Consider the following 21452-nt stretch of genomic DNA (forward strand, 5'->3'; position numbering starts at 1 on the left):
CTCGCCGCTCCTACCGGAACGCGGCGTTGATGGTCATGAAGCCGATGAACAGCCGCGTGGGCAGATCGAGGGTTGACGGCAGATTCACCACCAACTCCCGCTTCACGCTAAACCAACGCGGTTCCTCCACCGTTCCAAGGCACTGACCTGCCTGCTCCAATCGGTAGCGAACCCGGCCCCATCGGCCCGCGGGTTTGAGCTGAGCTGCCAGGGGATGACGCAGGTGCACCTCCTGTCGCCGCAACTTGCCTAGCGGCGACATCACATCGGCCACCGACAGCGGTTCGGCGCCTTGGTGCAGGGTGTAGCGGGTCTCGTTCAGAAAACCCCGGCTCAGGTATTCGAACCCGATGCGGTACAGACCTTGCGGCATGCGAATCTGCACGTCGCCGTCGGGTGAGTCGTTCGGGTACCAGCGCAGCCGCGCATTTTTTGCTTGCGCAAAGTTGGGCCAGACCAGGTCAGCCAACAGGGCGTTTTGGGCGTCGAAGGCCTGGTAGTGAAAACCGGAGAGCGGGGACTTCTGCCGAATGCGAAGCATGCTGGCCGCGTCGCGATCAGGTCATCAGTGCCTCACGCACCGCCGCCAGCTGGCGCCGCGAGACTGCGAGGCGCTCGTCCACGCCGTCGAGCCGCACCGTCCAACCTTCGCCCTCGACCGGGTCGTTGTGCTTCTCCACCGCGCGCACGGCGCGGCGGGCCACCAGTGCGTTGCGGTGCACCCGCACGAACAGGTGAGCGTATCGCTGCTCCAGATCGTTCAGTGCGCCGTCGTAGATGTGTTCCTTGTCTGCGGTGCGCACGGTGATGTATTTGAGCTCGGCCTTGAGGTAAACCACTTCCGACAAAGCCACGCGCTCGCTGCGACCACGTTCCTGGATGATGAGGTGCTCGGTGGCACCACCGGTGTCGACACCGCTTTCGGCCACGCTGCGCGCCCGCTGCACCTTTTGCAATGCTTGCTGCAAGCGCTCGCGGCGCACCGGCTTGGTGAGGTAATCGATCGCTTCCAGCTCGAAAGCTTCGACCGCGTGCTCGGCGTAGGCGGTCACAAACACGATGGACGGCGGCGCCCCCATTTCGCGCAGGCGGCTCGCGAGCTGCACGCCGTCCACGCCAGGCATGCGCACATCGAGCAACAACAGGTCGCAATGCGTGCGCTGGATCTGCTCGACCGCCTGCACCGCGTTAGCGGCTTCGCCCACCACATCGGCACGCGGATCGGTGCACTCAGCCAGCAGCGTGCGCAAGCGGGATCGCGCGTGCGATTCGTCGTCAACGATCAATACCTTCAATGTCATACCATGCTCCGTTGCCCTCTTACCCTGCAGCTTATACCGGGATTTCCAGCCGCACCTGAAAAACGTCCTTCACCAGCGCACTCTGGAAGCGGCCTTGCACATCGTGCAACAAGGTCAGCCGCTGGCGCACATTGTCCAGCGCCAGGCCGTGGCCGCGCCGCCCGCTGCCCGCTGGCACGGTGTTGGTCACCTTGATGATCACCACGCCACCGCGTCGTTTGGTACTAATGCGTACCATCGCGCCGCCCGGGCTGGGCTCCACGCCGTGCTTCACCGCGTTTTCCACCAGCGGCTGCAAGATCAGCGGTGGTAGCTTAGCCCGCGACGCGGCCTCGTCCACGCTCCACTCCACCTTGAGCCGGTCGCCAAAGCGCACCTGCTCGATCGCCAGGTAATGCTCGGCCAGCTCCAGCTCCTGCCACAGCGGTACCGATTCCTGGGTGTCGGCCAGCGCGTGGCGAAACAGCTCGCTCAGGTCTTCCAGCAGGCTCTCGGCCTTGGCTGGCTCCTCGCGCACCAACGCGATCGCGGTGTTGAGCGTGTTGAACAGAAAATGCGGTCGGATGCGGGCCTGCAACTCGGCCAGCTGCGCCGTCGTTCCGGCGGGCATGCGCGCCTTGGCGCGCCAGACCAGGGCGGCGACCAGCACGGCCGACAGCAGCGCACCCGCGGCCGCGCTCGCCAGCCAAGGAGCCGGCTCCACCAGACCCATCCAGCTCAGCAGCCCGCACCCGTACAGCCCCGCCAGCATACCCAGGCCAATACCCACCGCCCACTGCATCGGCATCGACAGTCGACTGATGGGCTTTTTCACCGCGCACGCGCTCAGCAGCCAGGCCAGCGTGGCGGGCAGAGCCGCGCCGGTCAACACCGCCATCTGCGTCAGCCAGCCCCAGGCGCTCGGCGCACCAAACAGCGCGGCCACCGCCACCACAGCCTGCACGAACAGCACCGCGCGCAAGACCACGCCCACCTTGCAGGTGTCGAACACCAGCTCGCGCGTTACCTGCGGCATGTCCGACAGCGGCAAGGCGCCGAGGGTCGGATGCAGGTCCTGGTAGCTCGATAAAATCTTGGAGTCTTTCATGGCTGCACACTATAGGCGCACTGCGCCGCGCGTCCACCCGCGCTGACGCACCGTGAAACACCTCCCCTGGACCGGGCGCAGCTGCTAGATGCTGGCCTGGCGCCCAGCCCCCACCCCGATCGCCGGACCCCGCGGCGGCGAGCACCGACCCCCACCATGAGCAACACTCAGCAGTTCGACCAAAAAGCCCAAGCCTGGTCCGCCTTGTTTTCCGAGCCCATGAGCGAGCTAGTCAAGCGCTACACCGCCAGTGTGTTCTTCGACCAGCGCCTCTGGTTGGCCGACATCACCGGCAGCCTGGCCCATGCCGAGATGCTGGCCGCGCAGGGCATCATCAGCGCACAGGACCGCGCCGAGATTGAGCGCGGCCTGGCCCAGGTCCGCAACGAGATCGAAGCTGGCTCTTTTGACTGGAAGCTCGACCTGGAAGATGTGCACCTCAACCTCGAAGCTCGCCTGACCCAGCTGGTGGGCGATGCCGGCAAACGCCTGCACACCGGGCGCAGCCGCAACGACCAGGTCGCCACCGACGTGCGCCTGTGGCTGCGCGACGAGATCGACCTCATCACCCAGCTGCTGATCGAGATGCAGACCGCGCTGGTCGACGTGGCGGAAAAAAACGTGGAAGTCATCCTTCCCGGCTTCACACACCTGCAGGTGGCGCAGCCGGTGAGCTTTGGTCACCACCTGCTAGCGTATGTGGAGATGTTTTCGCGCGACGCCGAGCGCATGAGCGATGTGCGCCGCCGCACCAACCGCCTGCCGCTGGGCAGCGCGGCCCTGGCCGGCACCACCTACCCGCTGGACCGCGAGCGTGTAGCGCGCACCCTGGGCATGGTGAATGAGCAGGGTGAGCCCCAACTGTGCCAGAACAGCCTGGACGGCGTGAGCGACCGCGACTTCGCCATCGAATTCACCGCCGCGGCCACGCTGTGCATGGTGCACATCAGTCGCCTGAGCGAAGAGCTGATCTTGTGGATGAGCCAGAACTTCGGCTTTGTGAAGATCGCCGACCGCTTCACCACCGGCTCATCGATCATGCCGCAGAAGAAAAACCCCGACGTGCCCGAGCTCGCGCGCGGCAAGACCGGCCGCGTAGTCGGCCACCTCATGGCGCTGATCACCCTCATGAAGGGCCAGCCTCTGGCCTACAACAAGGACAACCAGGAAGACAAAGAGCCGCTGTTCGACACGGTCGACACGCTGAAAGACACGCTGCGCATCTTCAGCGAGATGGTCGGCGGTCAGCTCAACCCGGCCACCGGCCAGAAAGAAGGCGGCATCACCGTCAACGCCATCGCGATGGAAGACGCCGCCAAAAAGGGCTATGCCACCGCCACCGACCTGGCCGACTACCTAGTGAAAAAGGGCTTGCCGTTTCGCGATGCCCACGAAACCGTGGCCCATGCGGTGAAGGCTGCGCAATCGCACCAGTGCGACCTGTCCGAGCTGCCGCTGGTGGTGCTGCAAGGTTTTCACGCGAAGATCGAAAAAGACGTGTACGAGTGCCTGAGCCTGCGCGGCTCGCTCAACGCCCGCAACACCCTGGGCGGCACCGCGCCCGCTCAGGTGCTTGCCCAGATCGCGCGCCACCGCCAGCGCCTGGCCTGAGCGCCCATTGAGGCCCCGGAGCAGGGTTCAAAACGCCCTTTTTCGGGCTCAAGATCGGGCCTTACGCGCCGATGACATGAGGACAACCGGGGGGACCCTTGCCTCGGCACTTTTTTTCGTGACGGGAGTCTTCGCGTGTCAACCCTGTACCTTTGGATCGCCCTGGTGCTTGCCGCTGCCTTGGGCTGGTGGGCCTGGCGGCGCCCCGCGTCGCGCCCGATGTCGGCCCCGGCCTCCACGCTGACCGCTTTTCCCCCCCAGCCCACCCGGACACCCCGCTCCGCCCGCCCCGCACCGGTTGCGACCGTGGTCCCCGCTGCGCCGCCTGCCGAGCCGGTGCCGCCCGAGCTGGCCGCGCTGGTGTGGCAGCGCGAAACCGATCTGGAAACGTCGCGTCGCGAGGTCTTGCTGGCCACCATTCGCGGCATCCCGCGCCCACCGGGCTCGCTGCAGCAGCTGCTGTCTCCCGAATTCGTGGCCCGCGCCAGCTCGGCCGAACTCAGCGAACTCGTCATGGCCGAACCGCTGATCGCCGCCAAGGTGCTGGGCACGGTGAATGCGCCCTTTTACGGCCTGCACCGCCCGGTGAATGGCGTCGGCCAGGCCGTGACCTTCCTGGGCATGAACACGGTGCGCAACATCTGCCTGCAGTACATGCTGGCCGAAGCGTTCAAACCCCGCTTGGCCTCCTCAAAGCGGGTGTTTGACGAAGTCTGGAAAGCCAGTGCCATCGCCAGCGAACTCAGCGTTCGCCTGGGCAAGGCCTTGAACCTGCCCGACCAGGGCGGCCTGGCCACCCAGGTGGTGCTCGGCTTCGTCGGCCACCTCGCCACCGCCTCGCTGATGCCGCCCGAAGCACTGGACAGCTGGTTGTCCCGCCACCGCGTGGACCGCACCGCACACGAGCAGGCGGTGATGGACCTGAGCGCCAGCGAAATCGGTGGCTTGCTGCTCAAATCGTGGTCCCTGCCTGACGCCCTCATCGCCGATGTGGGCGACATCGGCCGCCTGCTGGTCACACCGGTGGGCAGCATCGAACCTGCGCGCGTGCCACGGCTGGCGCTGAGCTACCTGTGCTCTCGCCTGGGCGAGCGGCTGGCGCTGGGCCAGCTGCCCAGCCTGGCCGACTACGACGCCACGCAAGACCTCGGCCCCGACACCCACCACCTGCGCAGCTGCCTCGCCCACCCCGCGCTCGCCGGGCTCAACGCCGCCCTGCAGGCGCCCGAGCTGCACACCGCGCTCCAGCTGATGCTGGACATCACTCCCCGGGCCAAATAGGCCTGTTGCCCGCGCCGGCCTGCACACTGGCGGGCCTGTTCGCACCCAGAAAGACCGTGTGAACAGGCCCTAAACTGCTCCCTCGATTCACGAGGGCCGTTCCATGCAGGTGTTCACCCCCCAGGGCTGGCTGGAAAAGCTGCTGGCCGGCCTGCAGCGCGCTTCGCTGCAGTTGCTGATCAAGCCGGTGTTTTCGCCGCGCTTCTCCATCGGCTTTCAGCGCCGCTGGCTTTCGCTGCTGGCCAAGCTCTCGCTGCCGGTGCCGCGTGCCGCTGTGGTCACTGCCGACCAGGTGGGCGGCGTGCCGGGCGAATGGCTGCGCCCGCGCAAACACAACCACGCCACGCCACCTGCCACCGTCCTCTACCTGCACGGCGGCGCCTTCTGCATCGGCTCACCGCGCACCCACCGCTCGCTCACCGCGCGCCTGAGCCTGGCCAGCGGCCTGCCGGTGTTTGCACTCGACTACCGGCTAGCGCCCGAGCACCCCTACCCCGCCGCGCTGAACGACGCGCTAGCCGCCTTCCGCGCGCTGCGGGTTGATGGCCCGGTGATTGTTGGTGGCGACTCGGCCGGCGGCGGCCTGGCGCTGGCGCTGGCCATGGCCTTGCGCGACGCGGGCGAGCCCGGGCCGGCCTCGTTGTTGCTGCTCTCGCCTCTGGGCGATGCGGTCACACCCGATCTGCTGCCGGTGCCACCGCCCGGCGAAGCCATGCTGAGCACCGCCTGGGCCCAAGCTTGCGTGGACTTTTACCGCGGGCAATACAGCGCGGCAGAGCCCGGCATCTCCCCGCTGCGTGGCGACCTGAGCGGCCTGCCGCCCACGCTGATCCAGGCCGGCACCGACGAGCTGCTGCACGACCAGGCGCTGGCGCTGGAGACCGCGCTGCAGGCCGCCGGCGTGCACACCCGCGGCGAGATCACACAACACCGCTGGCATGTTTTCCAGCTGCACGGTGGCGTGCTCAAGAGTTCGGACGAAGCCATCGTGCGCCTGGCCAGCTTTGCCCATGCGCACCTGCCGCGCGAGTCTGAAGGCGTGACCGAGCATGAGGTGGTCATCCTCGGCGCCGGCATGTCGGGTCTGTGCATGGCCATGCAGCTGCAACGCGCGGGGCAACACGACTTCGTCCTGCTGGAAAAACAGCCCGGCCTGGGCGGCACCTGGTGGGACAACACCTACCCCGGCGCGCATGTGGACGTGCCCTCGCCGGTCTATTCGTTCTCCTTCGCGCCGAACCCAGGCTGGACGCGCCGCTTCGCCGGCGCCCGAGAAATCCAGACCTACATGCAGCAGCTCGCCGAGCGCCACGGCCTCACCGAACGCATCCGCTTCAGCACCCGACTCGCCGAAGCGCGTTTTGACGAAGCCAGCGGCCTCTGGCACTTCACCACCGAAGACGGCCGCCGGCTGCGCTCGCGTTTTTTCGTCTGCAGCACCGGCCCGCTCAACCAGCCGCGCTGGCCCGACATCCCCGGCCTGGACGGCTTCCAGGGCCAGCGCCTGCACTCCGCGCGCTGGGACCACAGCCTGCCGCTGGCGGGTCAGCGCGTGGCTGTCATCGGCACCGGCTCCACCGCTTCGCAGCTCATCGCCCCGGTGGCCGAGCAGGCCAAGCAACTGTTTGTGTTCCAGCGCACCGCCAACTGGGTCATGCCCCGGCTGGACCGTCGCTACGGCGCCCTCGACCGCGCGCTGGCGCAGTCCACGCTCTACAACCGCGGCGTGCGCTGGTGCTGGATGCACATCCTCGAATGGGGCCGCCGCGGCTTCGACGAAGGCACGCTGGCGCGAAAGGGCATGCTCAAGACCGCTGCCATGCACCGCCAGCGCCAGGTGCCCGATGCCACGCTGCGCGCCCAGCTCACGCCCGACTACCCGCTGGGCTGCAAGCGCATCATTTATTCCAACGACTTTTTCCCCGCGCTGGGCCAGCTCCACGTGGCGCTGGTCACCACGCCCATCGAGCGCTTCACACCCACCGGCATCGTCACCAGCGACGGCCAGGCCCGCGAAATCGACGTGCTGGTCTGCGCCACCGGCTTCGACACCCAGCATTTGTTGTCCAGCATCACCGTCACCGGGCGCGGCGGGCAGACGCTGGCGCAGGCCTGGCAGGCCGGCCCCGAGGCCTACCAGGGCGTGAGCGTGGCCGGTTTCCCCAACCTCTTTCTCATGCTTGGCCCCAACACCGCCACCGGCCACACCTCCACCCTGCTCTTCATCGAGCCCGAGGTGCAACACGCCATCGCCTGCATGCAGGCGGTGCGCGCCGGCGGCCAGCGCAGCATCGAGGTCAGCGAGGACGCCATGGCCACCTACAACCGCGAGCTGCAAGCCCGCCTGGGTGGCTCGGTGTGGGGCCAGTGCCGCAGCTGGTACCGCATGAACGACGGCAAGATCGTGGCCATCTTTCCCGGCTTCACCGCCGAGTATGTGAGCGCCGTGCGCCAGCCCGACTTGAGCCGCTACCGCTTTGCATGAACCGGCCGGCTTGACGTGCATCAAGCACCGCCCCAGGGCAGCCGGGTAAGCTCGCCCCCCATGCACACCGACAGCCCCACCCTCACCGCCCCGGCCAGCGCCGGCCTGGACTGGTCGCCCGCCCTGTCAGTTGGCGACAGCCGCATGGACCACACCCACGAAGAGTTCGTGACCATGCTCAACCGCCTGCTCGCCATCCCGCAGGATCAGCAACTGCCCCTGTACCGCGAATTCCTGGCTCACACAGTGGAACACTTCGCGCAGGAAGAGCGCTGGATGCTGGCCACCGGTTTTTCTGCCGACAACTGCCACGCCTCGCACCACGCCACGATCCTGGAAACCATGAGCGCGGTAATTCCGCACTATCAGAACGACGACCCGGAGATCATCACCCGCCTGGCCGAGGCGCTGGCCGAGTGGTTTCCGCAACACGCCGCCAGCATGGACGCCGGCCTGGCGCAACACCTCAAAGCAGTGGGCTTCGACACCACCACCGAAACCGTGGCCGACCCTTCGGAGATCCGGCCTGCGAGCATCAGCGGGTGCGGCAGCGTGAGCTGCAGTTGAGCGAGCCCGCGCCCAGCCAAAGAGCACCGCATTCGCTGCGCAGCAAGCAGGCTCTGCATCGGCAAACCCGCACAACTCTTTTCAAACCTGCAGGCACGCGCGGCGTTTTTTGAGGACGCTCATCAGAGCCAGCTTGCCCACGAGTGTGTTTCAATCGATCTGCCGTGCATTGCTCGCAGTCACCGACTGCGCCGTGTTGGTCCATCGAGAGGTTTCGAACACATGAACACAGCCAAACTCCTGGGCATCGCACTGCTGGTGGCGGGCGCACTTGCTCTCGTCTATGGAGGCTTCAGCTACACGAAGGACACAACCGCGGTGAAGCTTGGCCCGCTCGAACTGACCGTGAAAGAGAAGGAGTCTGTCAACGTTCCTGTCTGGGCAGGTGTCGGCGCGATCGTAGCGGGTGGCTTGCTGCTGGTGTTCGGAGGCAAGAAGGGCTGAGGCCTGGAGGAAAGCGGCGAACGGGTCGCGCTGCTCGCGGTCGGCGACAAGTCCAGCCGGCATCGAGACCGGGAGACCGCCTTGGCGCGGGCTCGAAAGCTCGGAAAGAATAGCCATGACGCAAGCCGCCCGGCAGGCCAGGACCGCAGCCTACGGCGTGACCGAGCCACTGCGCTCGCCGTGAGCAAGGGCCGCCAGCGTCGGCACCTCGCACAGCGGCCTGGGATCGGGCCGCGGAATCAGAACAGGGCGGGCCGCCCGGCGCTCACTTGCGCTGGTCGCTGATCCAGTCGGCCAGGGCGAACAGCAGGCCCGAGACCACGAAAGTCAGGTGAATTGCGATCTTCCACTTCAGTTGTTCGCTGCTGAGCGTGGTGCTGACGAGGAAGGCCTTGAGCAGCTCCACCGCCGAAATCGCCACGATCGCGCCGATCAGCTTCATCTTCAGGTCGGAAAAGCCCACTTTGCCCATCCAGGCCGGCCGGTCCTCATGGTCGCCAATGCTCAGCTTGGAGACGAAGTTTTCATAGGAGCTGAACACGATGATCAGCAGCAGCACCGCGATCAGCGCGGTGTCCACCAGCGTCAGGATGGAAATGACCGTGTCGTGCTCGATGATGCCCAGCACACCCTGGATCAGCAGCGCCATTTCCTTGAAGAACTTGATCAGCAGCACCGCCATGCTGACGATGAGCCCCAGAAAAAATGGCACCAGCAGCCAGCGGCTGGAGAAAATGACCTTCTCGAGCGTCAGCTCGAATTTGTTGGGGATGGAGGACATAGGAAAGGCTGGCGTTGCACAAGCGCGCAAGCATAGCGAAAGATGGGCGCGCTGGCGGGGCGGCACCCGCGCGGCACCGTTCATCGCCGCGGCACGGGCATCACACCAGGGCGTTGAACCGAGTGCCCGCCGTGACCTCGCTCGCCAGCGGCAGCTGACCCGCCACGGCATTCAGCAGCGCCGAAGCGGCTGACTTGGCGTTCAGCACCACAAACGCCACCAGCACGACCTCTCGCCACCCGGCTGCTCCAGCCGCCGTTCATCAGCGCTGGGGACTATCCGGCGCACGACCCTGCGGTGATCGGCACGCCGCGCCGCGGCCTCGCTCAGTCCGTAGGCGGGCAGCGCCAGGGCAAATGGCAGCAGATAGTAGGCGGCCCGATAGGCCAGCATCGCGGCCAGCAACTCGGTCTTGGGTAGCCGGTCGCCGAGCGAGGCCACCACCAGCGCTTCGAGTACGCCAACGTTGCCGGGTACATGGGTCACGACGCCGGCCACCGCCGCCAGCAGCATCACGCCGAGTACCGAGGGGTAGTCGACGCGCATGCCGAGCAAGATCCAAACGATGGCGCCAATGAGCAGCCAGTTGGCACCGCCCGCTGCCGCCTGCCAGCTGGCCATGCGCCCGCTTGCCAGTTCCAGCCGATGCACGCGCCAGCTCAGCTGTCGCTTCGGCGAGTACCGGCACAGCGCCAGGTAGGCGAGCGCGGCGCCGATCATCACCAGCCCGATCACACGCAGCCAGCCGGCAGAGGGCAACCCGACCAGGGCCAGCGTGGGCGGCGCCCACACCAGCACGGTGCCGCCCACCCAGAGGTAGCCCAGCCAGTTGGTCACCATGCTGTAAGCGACGATTTGCACCACGGTCTCAGTCGGGAGCCCCCAGCGCGTGTACAGCCGCAGGCGCAGGGCCAGACTGCCCACCCAGGAGCCCAGGTTGAAGTTGAAGGCGTAGCTGATGGCGGCGATGCCCAGGGTTCTCGACATCGGCAGCCGGTGGCCGGTGAGCCGGCGCCCGATGAGGTCGAAGGTGGCGTACAGGGCGTAGCTGATCAGCGACAGCGCTGCTGCGGCCACCAGCCAGCCGGGCGATTGTTGTCGCAGGGCCAGCCAGACGGCTGGCCAGTCGACCCGGCGTGCCTCGAACGCGACCAGCGTCAGCACCAGCCCCGCCAGCACCCAGGGCGCCACCCGCTTGAACCACCACCAGGCGCGCTGCGCGGCCGACCTCACGGCGCGTCGCCGCGCAGCGGCACAACCCGCGGCGCACTCGCCGGAAACATCCGGATCCAGACGGGAAAGCGGCGCATGACGTGGAACAGGGCGAAACTGCGCAGCGCGATCCAGGCCGAGCGGAGCGGCCCCGGCGTTGGCACTTGCACGCGCTCACAGCGTTGCTGCATCAGATGTTCGAGCCGATCGCGCAACTGCCCGGCAAAGACTGGGTCGCGTACGACGACGTTGGCCTCGAGGTTCAACCCCAGGCTGGTCGGGTCGAGGTTGCTCGAGCCGACGGTCGCCCAGTGGTCGTCGATCACCGCCACCTTGGCGTGCAACGGCCGCTCGCCGTACTCGTACACGCGCACGCCGGCACGCAGCAGGTAACCGTACAGCAGTTCCGACGCACTGCGCACCCAGGGCAGATCAGGTCGGCCCTGCAGGATGAGGTCGACCTGCACACCGCGCCGCGCCGCATAGCGCAGATCGCGCAGCAGCCGGTGGCCGGGAAAGAAGTAGGCGTTGGCGATCAGCACGCGCTGGCGAGCACCGCGGATGGCCACGCGGTAGTGGCGCTCGATGTCGGTGCGGTTGCCCTGGTTGTCGCGCGTGACGAAGGCGGCCAACGGGCCGCTGGCGGCGTCGGCCCGAGGGACACCGGCGGCGCCAGCGCCAGCGCCAGCACGGCCTGCACGCCAGCGCCTCAGCCACAGGAACCGGGGCGGTTGCGGCGCTTCCACACTGGCGCGGCAGAAGGCGCGGATCTGCCCGACCAGCGGCCCCTGGACCTCGACCGCATAGTCCTGCTTGCCCAGCGGCCCGGACCCGGCCAGCTGATCGACCGAGAAGTTGATACCCCCGACAAAGGCCAAGCGGCCGTCCACGACCACCAGCTTGCGGTGCATGCGGCGCAGCAGATTGACGCGGGTACCGAACAGGCGCTGGGCGGGCTCGTAGCTGCGCAACCGCACACCGGCTTCGAGCAGTGGCTCCGTGAACGACGGCGGCAAGTCGGGCGAGCCCCAGCCGTCGACCATCACGTGCACGGTGGCGCCACGCCCGGCGGCGCTCAGCAGGGCTTGCTGCAAAGCGCGACCGACCTCGTCGTCGAACAGGATGAAGGTCTCCAACAGCACCTCTGTCTCAGCCGCGGCGATGGCCTCAAAAACGCGTGGATAGTAGGCCTCACCGTTTTCGAGCAGTGCAATGCGGTTGTCGGGCAGCCAGTGCGAGTTCACGGCAACTCCGGCAGATCGATTTCGGCCGCCAGCGGCGCGTGGTCGGACAGGCGCGCCCAGGGCTGGCGGGGCAGTCTCAGCGGCCGGTGCGCGGCGGTGCCGCGCACGTAGATACGGTCGAGCGGCAGCAGAGGCATGCGAGCCGGGAAGCTGCGCGCATGGCGCCCGTGCGCCTGACGGAAGACTTCGATCAGACCGCACGGTGCCAGCAGCGAGTCAGCGCGCGCGCGCCAGTCGTTGAAGTCGCCGGCAACGACCAGTGTCGCGTCGGCGGGCACGCTGTGGCGGATGACCTCGCACAACCGAGCCAGCTGGTGGCTCCGGTGCGCCTCGCTCAGCCCCAGGTGCACGCACATCACATGCAACTCCGGCTGGCGCGCCGGCCGGGCCAGCACACAGTGCAGCACCCCGCGCGGCTCGACGCCCGGCAACGACACATCGTGGTTGTAGCTGCGCAGCACCGGCAACCGGGACAACACGGCGTTGCCGTGGTCCTGCCCTTCCGCCACGGCATTGCGGCCGTAGGCCCGGTCGTGCCAGATCTCGTCAGCGAGAAACTCGTAGTGCGCGCCGATGTCGGCTGCGCCTGCGGGAACCGATCCGCCCCCGACCTCCTGCAGGAACACCAGATCGCTGCCCTCCGCGCGCACCGCGTCGCGCAATTCGTGCAGGACGAATCGCCGGTTGAAGGCGTTGAAGCCCCTGTGGATGTTGAGGGTCAGCACACGCAAGGGCCTTGGCGATCGCTGTTCATGCATGGTGCTCAGCATGCCACATGGACAACCGCAGACCCGATGTCCGCCAGTCCCGCAAGCAACGGGTACGTCGCCCGCACCTCACGCACGCAACCGAATCCTGCAACCAATATCCAGTCTTGAGAATTTCCCAAGAGCCAATCTGCTTTCTTAGCACCGTCTTCAACACCTTGTCATAGTTGTTCTTCGGCAGCGCGTCCACGAACGCATAGCGCTTGGCCGCTTGAAGCGGGCGATATGGTCCAGGCAGAAGGCGTCCAGCGATCTCGAATCCACCGTCTCTGAAGCCGCAGCATTCGCCTGCAGCACCACAAACGCCACCGCGATTTCGCCCCACTCAGGATCCGGCGCGCCGACCACAGCCAATTCGGCCACACAGGGGGCCGTGAGCAGCACCTCTTCCGCCTCGCGCGGGTCGATGTTGCCGCCGCTGATGATGATCGCCTTGCAGCGCTATGCAGAGACTGACGCTGTCAGTGGGAGTCATGCCACGAGGTACGCGCACCGCACAGGCCTTGGCGGCGCTGCCGAACCACCAATGGCAGCTGGCTCAGACCTGTTCGGCAACTGGCTCGAACGCAGCCGTTGGCGGGGTCAGCCCGGCGAGGTTGGTGAGGGTAGCGGCGGCGCGGCGCGGCACGATCCTGGCGGGTACACCCACCGCGACCGAGTTGGATGGCACATCGTGGGTGACCACCGAGTTGGCGCCAATGCACACGTTGTCGCCGATGGTGATGCGTCCCAGCAGCTTGGCGCCCGTGCCGATGTCCACGTTGTCCCCGAAAACCGGGGCGCAGGGTTCGTCAACGCGGGCCAGACCCACCACCACGCCCGAACGGAGACGGCAGTTGTCACCAAATCGCGCGTAGCCACTGACCACGATGCCGCCAAAGTGGTCGATCACAAAGTTCTTCCCCACCTGGACTTCGCAGGGAAGTTCGATGCCCGTGATGACTTGAACGAATTTGTACAACACCTTGTACAGCAACGAAAACGCCTTGCGCAGGAGGACTGGACGCACGCCATAGCGCCAGCGCCCCAGTCGATACACCAGCATGACCCAGAAACCTTGCACACCCCAATCGCGTCCATGGGCACGGTAATCAGCGCGAATGTGGTCAAACATGATGCATCTGCCGATCTACAGAGTGAAATTGATGCGAATCCACCACAGGTTTCCGAAGTTGCCTGCGCCCCGAACCGAAAGTGAAGATGCCGTCTCTGGGTCCGACCGACCCTCTGCCGGCAAGAATGAAATGGCACGCTGAGCAGTGGGTCGCGCGGGCGATACCCACGCAATGTGCCCAAGACAACAGCCTGTCTCTGTGCGCTGGCGCACAGAGGAGGTGACGGAGGTGGGTATGAGGAGCCTCTGTGTGGACTGCCTGCGGCGATCTGCTGCCCGGCTGCGGCACCACCAAGACCACCACGATGCCGCCCCACTCCGCCCATACAGGCACCGAACCGACGGCGCCACAGCGCGTCAGGCTGCCAAAGGGTCTGCTGTCTTACATTGCTTGGCATGACCACCGCGCTGCCGCCCCTGATCACCGCTTTGCTGGCGCCGGCGCGCTATGCGCACCCGGTGGACCGGGTGGAGCTGGTGGAGACGCACGGCGCCTGGGTGCTGCTGGCGGGCGAATTCGCCTACAAGATCAAGAAGCCAGTGCGGTTTGACTTCATGGATTTCGGCACCCTGGCGCTGCGCCGTCGCGCCTGCGAGGCCGAGATCCGGGTGAACCGGCGTTTCCAGTCGCCCGACCAGCCCGCCACCCACCTGTACCTGGGCGTGCTGCCCATCGTGGGCACGCCCGACCAGCCGCGCTGGGGCGACCTGGGCGACGCCGACGATGGCCGCGCCATCGAGTTCGCGGTGCAGATGCGCCGATTTGACGAAGCGGCCCGCCTGGACCACCTGTGCCAGCGCGGCGCGCTCACGCCAGGGCACATCACCACGCTGGCTCGGCGCATGGCGGCGTTTCAGGCTGGCGCCGCCGCAGCCGACGCCGACAGCCGATGGGGCCATGCCGCAGCCGCCATGCGCTGGCCACGTGACAATTTCAGCACGCTGCGCACCGCGCTCCCTGACCCGACCGACGCCACCCTGCTGCAAGCACTGAGCGCCTGGACCGAGCAGCGCTTCAGCGCCATCGAGCCGCTGCTCTCGCGCCGGCGCCAGAAGGGCCGGGTTCGCGAAGGCCATGGCGATCTGCACCTGGCCAACACGGTGCTGATCAACGACGCGGTGCTGCCCTTTGACGCCATCGAGTTCAACGACGAGCTGCGCTGGATCGATGTAGCCAACGACATGGCCTTTGCGTGGATGGATTTGTTGAATCACGGCCAGCCCGGCCTGGCGAACCAGCTGCTGAGCGACTGGCTCGATGCCAGCGGCGATGTGTCGGCACCCACGGTGTGGACCTTTTTTGCCTGCTACCGCGCCGGCGTACGGGCCAAGGTGACCGCGATCCGCCTGGGGCAGCAGGGCGGCGCAGGCGCTTCGACCGAAGCCGACGCCAGCCTCGCCGAGGCGCGCCGCTACCTGACGCTGATGCGAGACATGGCCCACCCACCCGCGCCGCAACTCGTTATCACCCACGGCCTCTCGGGCAGCGGCAAAACCTGGGCTTCCAGCCGCTGGCTGCAGGCCGAGCCCAGTGGTCGCGTGATCCGCCTGCGCTCGGACGTGGAGCGCAAACGCCTGCATGGCCTGAGCGCGCTGGCCAGCAGCGGTTCTGGCCTGAACGCCGGCCTCTACAGCGCCCAGGCCCATGGCGATACCTACGCTTCGCTGCTCTCGCGCACCCGCATGCTGCTGGGTGAAGGCTGGACGGTGCTGGTCGATGCGGCCTTTCTGCGCCACGCCGAGCGCCAGACCTTCGCCGCGCTGGCGCAGGCAGGCGGTTACCCTTTTCACATACTGGCACCCGAGGCCTCGGTAGCCGAGTTGCGCGAGCGCATCGCGGCGCGCCAGGCGAGTGGCGGAGATGCTTCAGAGGCCACGCTGGCCGTTCTGGAGCAGCAACTGGGCTGGGTGGAACCGCTGAACGAGGCCGAGCGCGCGCAACGCTGGCCCACGCCAAACTGACAGCGGCGAGAAGAAATTTCAATCAGCTTCGGTGGGGTTTCACAAGCCAGCGGCGCCGGCTCTCGCTACCATGGCCGCAGATCAACACATTCCAACACCCCGGAGACAAGCCACCATGCCCGTGATCACCACCGTTGAAGACCTCCGCGTCCTGGCGAAAAAGCGCGTGCCGCGCATGTTTTACGACTACGCCGATTCCGGCTCCTGGACCGAGGGCACTTACCGCGCCAACAGCGAAGATTTCCAGCGCATCAAGCTGCGCCAGCGCGTGGCGGTCAACATGGAAAACCGCAGCACCGCCACGAAGATGGTGGGGCAAGACGTGAAGATGCCGGTGTGCATCGCGCCGGTCGGTCTGACCGGCATGCAAAGCGCCGATGGCGAGATCAAGGCGGCGAAAGCGGCCGAGCAGTTCGGCATTCCGTTCACCCTATCGACCATGAGCATCTGCTCGATCGAGGACGTGGCCGAGCACACGACCGCACCCTTCTGGTTCCAGCTCTACATGATGCGCGACCGCGAAGCCATGGCGCGCATGATCGAGCGCTGCAAGGTCGCCAAGTGCAGCGCGCTGGTGCTCACGCTGGATCTGCAGGTGATCGGTCAGCGCCACAAGGATCTGAAGAACAAGATGCGCGCCTCGGTGATCCCGAGCCTGGGCAACATCGTCAACATCGCCAGTAAGCCGCGCTGGGTGATGGGCATGATGGGTACTCGCCGTCACACCTTCCGCAACCTCGTCGGCCACGTCAAAGGCGTGAGCGACATGGCCTCGCTCGCCTCCTGGACCAACGAGCAGTTCGACCCGCGCCTGTCGTGGGAAGACGTGGCCTGGGTCAAGCAGCAGTGGGGCGGCAAGTTCATCCTCAAGGGCATCATGGATGTGGAAGACGCGAAATTGGCCGTGGCCAGCGGCGCCGACGCCATCGTGGTCAGCAACCACGGCGGCCGCCAGCTCGACGGCGCGCCCAGCAGCATCGATGCGCTGCCGGCCATCGTGGCCGCGGTGGGCGACCAGATCGAGGTCTGGATGGACGGCGGCATCCGCAGCGGGCAAGATGTGCTCAAGGCCTGGGCCCTGGGCGCTCGCGGTACCATGATCGGCCGCGCCATGGTCTACGGCCTTGGCGCCATGGGCGAACAAGGCGTGTTGAAAGCGCTGGAAATCATCCACAAGGAGCTGGACGTGACCATGGCGTTTTGCGGCCACACAGATATCCGCACGGTCGACAAAGGCATACTGCTGCCCGGCACCTACCCGACCTGATGGACACCGTGCACCGCATGAACGAGCCTTCGACCTCTTCCGACCCTACGCCCGCCTCTGGGTTTCGCAGCGTCAGCACCTGGTGGCGTGCACTCGCCATACTGCTGCTGCTGGTGCTGCTGATCGGCTGGGCGGCAAGCGCCAGCATGTTCGAGCAGCTCAAGGCCCAGATCAGCCACCTGCAAAGCCGACTGGTCGAGGTGCCGCAGGTGCGCCAGATCGCGGTGCTGCAAGACGATGACCAGCTGCCGGCCATGCTAGTCACCTACGATCCCAAGCGGGGCGCGCTGCTGCTGCAGCGGCTCAACGAAGTGCGTGAAGGTCGCGAAGACAGCATGCAGCTTTGGGCCCTGGTCGGCGGCGCGCCACCACGCTCGCTGGGCGTGATCACCAGCAAGTACCAGACCCTGGAACTGCCGGTGAGCGAAGCGGCGCTCGAGAACGTCAGCCAGCTCGCGATCAGCGCCGAAAACAAAGGTGGTGTGGCCGCCGGCGCCAGCCCTAGCCTGCCCTATTTGTTCAAGGGCTGGTGGGTGAAGAAGACGATTTGAGCCGCAGGGCTCTCAGCGCAGCTCGTACTCGAAGGTGCTCACCACCCGCAGGCGCTTGCCGCGCGAGCTGCCGTCGTCGTAGTCGTTGCCGTCGTCACCGGTGATGCGGATCACGCCCTGGTTGGCGTTTTTCAGCGGGCCGAGCTGGGCACCAGCCTCGGCGGCGAATTTTTGTGCTTGCTCGCGCGCGTTGCGTGTGGCTTCGGCCAGCAACGGTGCCTTCACATCGTTGAAGCCGCGCAGCTGAAAACGCGGGCCGCTGCGCGCGCCATTGTTTTCGCCACCAAGCTGCACGCCTTCCTGGATCAGCGGGTCCACCGCCAGCGCGGCCTTCTCCACCTCGGCCACACGGGCTGACTTCACCAGCACCTGGCCAGTGCCATTGAAGCGAAACGGCACATTGCCCTGGGCGTATTCGCGCGCCAGCAGGTCTTGCACCTGCAGCGGGCGTGTCTCCAGCTCTTCGTCGGTGAAGCCGCGTGCCTTCAAGAACGCCAGCACCTTCTCGCGGTCGGCGGCCAGCGCTTGCTGAACGCCGCTGAACTCAGCGCCGGCACGGCGAAAGCTCAGCGTCCAGATAGCGAAGTCGCTCTCCACGTCCTTCTCGGCCAGGCCTTTGACGGTGACGGAGCGGTCAGCCATGCGAAAGCGCTCCAGCCCCTGGCTGACGGCAAAGCCGGCGATGGCGATACCGGCGGCGACCAGCAAGGCGGTGAGAAAACGGGCGATGTGGTTCATGGTGTGGGGCTCCCGGTCTGGGCGGCGCTGCGGGAGCGAGCGCCGCTCTATTGAATGAGTTTAGCCCTCGGCATTGACGCTAGGGTGCCAAGCTGTGAACCGATGGCGTGCAACCGCCTGACGCTCGCCCGGACGCTATGCTTGTCCCGTGAATACCGATCCCCCGATCAAAGCCGACCTGCCCCGGCGCATTGCGCACCTGGACATGGACGCGTTTTTTGCGTCGGTCGAGCTGCTGCGCTACCCGCAGCTCAAGGGTCTGCCGGTGGTAATCGGCGGCGGGCGGCGGCACGCCGACGACCTGCTGGCGCAGTTGCGCAACACCTACCCGGAGCGCGACTGGAGCGAGACCACGCTGGACCGTATTCCGGTCGACTTCTTTCCGCGCTTGGCCGGCTACACCGGGCGCGGCGTGGCCACCACCGCCACCTACGCGGCGCGGCAGTTTGGCGTGGGCTCGGCCATGGGTCTGATGAATGCGGCCAAGCTCTGCCCCCAGGCCATCCTGCTACCGGTCGACTTTGACGAGGTGCGACGCATCTCGCGCCTGTTCAAAAGCACCATCATCGAAATCGCGCCCGTCATGGAAGACCGCGGCATCGACGAGGTGTACATCGACTTCACCGAGGTACCCGGCGGGCAGCGCGAACACGGCCGCGCGCTGGCGCGGCTGATCCAGCGAAGCATCCATCAGGCCACCGGCATCACCTGCTCCATCGGCGTGGCGCCGAACAAGCTCATCGCCAAGATGGCCAGCGAGTTCAACAAGCCCAACGGCATCAGCATCGTGATGCCCGACGACTTGCAGACCCTGATCTGGCCACTGCCCTGCCGCAAGATCAATGGCGTGGGCCCCAAGGCCGACGCCCGCCTGCAAAGCCACGGCATCCACACCATTGGCGAGCTCGCTGAGCGCGAGCGCAGCTGGCTGATCGAGCATTTCGGCAAGAGCTACGGCGCCTGGCTGCATGAGGTGAGCTGGGGTCGCGACGAGCGCCCGGTGGTGACCGAGAGTGAGCCGGTCAGCATGAGCCGCGAAACCACCTTCGAGCGCGACCTGCACGCGGTGCGCGACCGCACCGAGCTCGGCGCCATCTTCACCCGCCTGTGTGAGCAGGTGGCGGCCGACCTGCAGCGCAAAGGCTACGCCGGCAAGACCATCGGAATCAAGCTTCGCTACGACAACTTCCAGAGCGTGACGCGCGACGTGACCCTGACCGGCGCCACCGATGACGCCATCACCATCCGCCGCCACGCCGGCCTGTGTTTGAAGCGCGTGGATCTCACACGGCGCATCCGCCTGCTGGGCGTACGCGTAGGCAAGCTGGTAAAGCCCGGGACAGAGGGTGTCTCGACGGCGGGCTACAGTGAAACTCAATCTTCCAACTCCCGAACCGTCCAGGAAACATCTCAAGATGACCTCACCAACCTGCTTTTCCCTGAGCTCGACTGACGACTTTGTGGCCCACCTGGTGCTCAACCGGCCCGAGGTGCTGAACACCATGCACCCGACGTTCTGGCGCGAGCTCGACGAGATCCTCACGCAGCTGCACCGCGATGGTACGGCGCGCGCGCTGGTCATCAGCAGCACAGGCAAGCACTTTTCCGCCGGCATGGCGCTCGAAACCTTCACCAGCGCCATCGCCATGGACGACCAGAGCCCCGAGGGCCGGGCTGGGGTGTTCGATCTGCTGAGCGACATGCAGACCACCTTCACCAAGATCGAGAGCCTGCGCATCCCGGTCATCTGCGCCATCCAGGGCGGCTGCATCGGCGGCGCGGTGGACATGGTCACCGCGGCTTGCATCCGCTACGCCACGGCCGACGCGTTTTTCTGCATTCAGGAAATCAACATCGGCATGGTGGCCGACGTGGGCACGTTACAGCGCCTGCCCAAACTGATTCCGTTCGCCGTGGTCAAGGAGCTGGCCTACACCGGTCGCCGCCTGCCCGCGAGCAAGGCGCTGGCCTATGGCCTGGTCAACGAAGTGTTCGACACGCCTGAAGCCATGCTGGCCGCGGCGCTGCAGTGCGCCAAGGAAATTGCCAGCAAGCCGCCGGTGGCCATCTGGGGCACCAAACAGGCCGTGACCTACGCGCGCGACCACTCGGTGGAAGACAGCCTGCGCCAGATGGGCTGGCTGCAGGGCGCGATCTGGAGCAACCAGCATGTGCGCGAAGCCATTGCGGCCATGAAAGAAAAGCGCGCCGGCCAGTTCACGCCGCTGGCCGCGTTGCAGTCGTTCAAAGAACTCGACGCCGGTTAGGCACGAGCCTGCTGTGTGAGGCTAGTCAAGTCGCCAGCGAGGCGCTGATTTCGGCGAAGTTGTGGGCGTGCTCGATCACGTCGATCGGATGACCCAGCTGACGCTCGATCTGCGCCTGTGAGATCACCCCACGCAGCTCCGGGGTCTGCCCGTCCTGTCCGTGATCGACCACCAGCATGTGGCGCCGACCCAGGTGACGGATGGTGGCGATCACCTTGGCCACCGTGGCATGGCGCAGCTGCTCCATGCCCACCGCGTCGAGCGAGCTCAGCGGCGACATCACATCGCCCACCACCAGATCCTCGTAATGCACACCCCGGCTCGCAATCACCTGCATCGGCCGTTCACCATCCAGGTCGAGGGTGGTGATGAGCCCGTCCACACACGGCATTTCGCTCACCACGAACAGCAATCGCACGCCCTGGTGGATCATGTGCTCGCGCGCCATCAGCAGAGACTCTTCCGGCCGCACCGTCGCCGCACGCACCAGCGCGAGGTCGGTCATGACCGACAGCGCCGGCGAGGCCAGGGTGACGCTCTCTGCGGTCGTTGGTTTCGACTGGGCAAAACGGGTGCCTGCGGGGAAGTGGAACGAAGGCAGGATGTCGTGGTTCATGTGGATCCTCATGCTGAGTCAAAACAGGGCTTTATTGGACGCCCAAACCCTTAGGGAGCCCTTAAGGTCCGTCCCGGGCACTGCGCTCGAATCAACGCACCCCGGGTTTGAACCACCCTCACAGTAACCGCCAAGCCGGCAAACACAAAATCAGGCC

Annotated in this window: 21 protein-coding genes and 1 pseudogene; 10 read left to right on the forward strand and 12 right to left on the reverse strand. The window is 66.4% G+C overall.

Annotated elements, in window-relative coordinates:
* Nucleotides 1-10: 10 nt before the first annotated feature.
* From GPT34_RS13065 to GPT34_RS13075, 3 genes are read right to left on the reverse strand one after another with little or no spacing between them, the layout of a single operon-like run.
* Complete coding sequence (locus GPT34_RS13065; protein ID WP_291013151.1) at nucleotides 11-541, reverse strand: hypothetical protein; 531 nt, start codon at nucleotides 539-541, stop codon at nucleotides 11-13.
* 16 nt (nucleotides 542-557) lie between these two features.
* On the reverse strand, nucleotides 558-1301 hold the full coding sequence (locus GPT34_RS13070; RefSeq protein ID WP_291013153.1) for a LytTR family DNA-binding domain-containing protein: 744 nt from the start codon (nucleotides 1299-1301) through the stop codon (nucleotides 558-560).
* 31 nt (nucleotides 1302-1332) lie between these two features.
* Nucleotides 1333-2388, reverse strand: coding sequence for a sensor histidine kinase (locus GPT34_RS13075; RefSeq protein WP_291013156.1), 1056 nt, complete (start codon nucleotides 2386-2388; stop codon nucleotides 1333-1335).
* 156 nt (nucleotides 2389-2544) lie between these two features.
* On the opposite strand from GPT34_RS13075, the gene argH reads away from it, so the two are divergent.
* The 5 genes from argH to GPT34_RS13100 all read left to right on the forward strand — a co-directional run bounded on the left by argH (nucleotide 2545) and on the right by GPT34_RS13100 (nucleotide 8776).
* On the forward strand, nucleotides 2545-3999 hold the full coding sequence (argH, locus tag GPT34_RS13080; protein WP_291013159.1) for an argininosuccinate lyase: 1455 nt from the start codon (nucleotides 2545-2547) through the stop codon (nucleotides 3997-3999).
* A gap of 135 nt (nucleotides 4000-4134) precedes the next feature.
* Nucleotides 4135-5280 (forward strand): HDOD domain-containing protein, encoded by a 1146-nt coding sequence (locus tag GPT34_RS13085; RefSeq protein WP_291013161.1) that lies wholly within the window; start codon nucleotides 4135-4137, stop codon nucleotides 5278-5280.
* Nucleotides 5281-5383: 103 nt separating this feature from the next.
* Nucleotides 5384-7765: an FAD-dependent oxidoreductase gene (locus GPT34_RS13090; RefSeq protein WP_291013164.1), complete on the forward strand. Its 2382-nt coding sequence runs from the start codon at nucleotides 5384-5386 to the stop codon at nucleotides 7763-7765.
* A 60-nt stretch (nucleotides 7766-7825) separates the two neighbouring features.
* Nucleotides 7826-8332 (forward strand): hemerythrin domain-containing protein, encoded by a 507-nt coding sequence (locus GPT34_RS13095; RefSeq protein WP_291013167.1) that lies wholly within the window; start codon nucleotides 7826-7828, stop codon nucleotides 8330-8332.
* Nucleotides 8333-8554: 222 nt separating this feature from the next.
* Complete coding sequence (locus GPT34_RS13100; RefSeq protein ID WP_291013169.1) at nucleotides 8555-8776, forward strand: hypothetical protein; 222 nt, start codon at nucleotides 8555-8557, stop codon at nucleotides 8774-8776.
* Between the two features lie 265 nt (nucleotides 8777-9041).
* Here GPT34_RS13100 and GPT34_RS13105 read toward each other — a convergent pair whose 3' ends face one another.
* The 7 genes and pseudogenes from GPT34_RS13105 to GPT34_RS13135 all read right to left on the reverse strand — a co-directional run bounded on the left by GPT34_RS13105 (nucleotide 9042) and on the right by GPT34_RS13135 (nucleotide 13894).
* Nucleotides 9042-9557, reverse strand: coding sequence for a TIGR00645 family protein (locus GPT34_RS13105; protein WP_291013172.1), 516 nt, complete (start codon nucleotides 9555-9557; stop codon nucleotides 9042-9044).
* Between the two features lie 100 nt (nucleotides 9558-9657).
* Nucleotides 9658-9783, reverse strand: coding sequence for a hypothetical protein (locus GPT34_RS13110; RefSeq protein WP_291013175.1), 126 nt, complete (start codon nucleotides 9781-9783; stop codon nucleotides 9658-9660).
* Nucleotides 9759-10790, reverse strand: coding sequence for a lysylphosphatidylglycerol synthase domain-containing protein (locus GPT34_RS13115; protein WP_291013178.1), 1032 nt, complete (start codon nucleotides 10788-10790; stop codon nucleotides 9759-9761). The genes GPT34_RS13110 and GPT34_RS13115 overlap by 25 nt, the downstream gene beginning before the upstream one ends.
* Nucleotides 10787-12013: a cardiolipin synthase ClsB gene (gene clsB / locus GPT34_RS13120; protein ID WP_291013180.1), complete on the reverse strand. Its 1227-nt coding sequence runs from the start codon at nucleotides 12011-12013 to the stop codon at nucleotides 10787-10789. Before clsB ends, GPT34_RS13115 begins: the two co-directional genes overlap by 4 nt.
* The gene (locus GPT34_RS13125; protein WP_291013182.1) at nucleotides 12010-12771 is read right to left on the reverse strand and encodes an endonuclease/exonuclease/phosphatase family protein; all 762 of its coding nucleotides are present in this window, start codon (nucleotides 12769-12771) and stop codon (nucleotides 12010-12012) included. Before GPT34_RS13125 ends, clsB begins: the two co-directional genes overlap by 4 nt.
* 139 nt (nucleotides 12772-12910) lie before the next feature.
* Nucleotides 12911-13221: pseudogene (locus GPT34_RS13130) on the reverse strand (long-chain fatty acid--CoA ligase); the annotation flags it as partial.
* Nucleotides 13222-13318: 97 nt separating this feature from the next.
* Nucleotides 13319-13894 carry a serine acetyltransferase gene (locus GPT34_RS13135; protein ID WP_291013184.1) on the reverse strand — a complete coding sequence of 192 codons (576 nt, stop codon included), beginning with the start codon at nucleotides 13892-13894 and terminating at the stop codon, nucleotides 13319-13321.
* A 396-nt stretch (nucleotides 13895-14290) separates the two neighbouring features.
* Here GPT34_RS13135 and GPT34_RS13140 point away from each other — a divergent pair, with 396 nt between their 5' ends.
* The 3 genes from GPT34_RS13140 to GPT34_RS13150 all read left to right on the forward strand — a co-directional run bounded on the left by GPT34_RS13140 (nucleotide 14291) and on the right by GPT34_RS13150 (nucleotide 17674).
* The gene (locus GPT34_RS13140) at nucleotides 14291-15856 is read left to right on the forward strand and encodes a bifunctional aminoglycoside phosphotransferase/ATP-binding protein (protein ID WP_291013187.1); all 1566 of its coding nucleotides are present in this window, start codon (nucleotides 14291-14293) and stop codon (nucleotides 15854-15856) included.
* Between the two features lie 115 nt (nucleotides 15857-15971).
* The gene (locus GPT34_RS13145) at nucleotides 15972-17123 is read left to right on the forward strand and encodes an alpha-hydroxy acid oxidase (RefSeq protein WP_291013189.1); all 1152 of its coding nucleotides are present in this window, start codon (nucleotides 15972-15974) and stop codon (nucleotides 17121-17123) included.
* Nucleotides 17123-17674 (forward strand): anti-sigma factor, encoded by a 552-nt coding sequence (locus GPT34_RS13150; RefSeq protein ID WP_291013191.1) that lies wholly within the window; start codon nucleotides 17123-17125, stop codon nucleotides 17672-17674. The genes GPT34_RS13145 and GPT34_RS13150 overlap by 1 nt, the downstream gene beginning before the upstream one ends.
* Nucleotides 17675-17686: 12 nt before the next feature.
* On the opposite strand, the gene GPT34_RS13155 is transcribed toward GPT34_RS13150, so the two are convergent.
* Nucleotides 17687-18412, reverse strand: coding sequence for an SIMPL domain-containing protein (locus GPT34_RS13155; RefSeq protein ID WP_291013192.1), 726 nt, complete (start codon nucleotides 18410-18412; stop codon nucleotides 17687-17689).
* 205 nt (nucleotides 18413-18617) lie between these two features.
* On the opposite strand from GPT34_RS13155, the gene GPT34_RS13160 reads away from it, so the two are divergent.
* Nucleotides 18618-19865: a DNA polymerase IV gene (locus GPT34_RS13160; RefSeq protein ID WP_291013235.1), complete on the forward strand. Its 1248-nt coding sequence runs from the start codon at nucleotides 18618-18620 to the stop codon at nucleotides 19863-19865.
* Nucleotides 19828-20679: an enoyl-CoA hydratase-related protein gene (locus GPT34_RS13165; protein WP_291013194.1), complete on the forward strand. Its 852-nt coding sequence runs from the start codon at nucleotides 19828-19830 to the stop codon at nucleotides 20677-20679. Before GPT34_RS13160 ends, GPT34_RS13165 begins: the two co-directional genes overlap by 38 nt.
* 25 nt (nucleotides 20680-20704) lie before the next feature.
* On the opposite strand, the gene GPT34_RS13170 is transcribed toward GPT34_RS13165, so the two are convergent.
* Nucleotides 20705-21295 (reverse strand): hypothetical protein, encoded by a 591-nt coding sequence (locus GPT34_RS13170; protein WP_291013200.1) that lies wholly within the window; start codon nucleotides 21293-21295, stop codon nucleotides 20705-20707.
* Between the last annotated feature and the right edge of the window lie 157 nt (nucleotides 21296-21452).

Source organism: Hydrogenophaga sp. (assembly GCF_011390835.1).
Taxonomy (GTDB): domain Bacteria; phylum Pseudomonadota; class Gammaproteobacteria; order Burkholderiales; family Burkholderiaceae_C; genus Hydrogenophaga.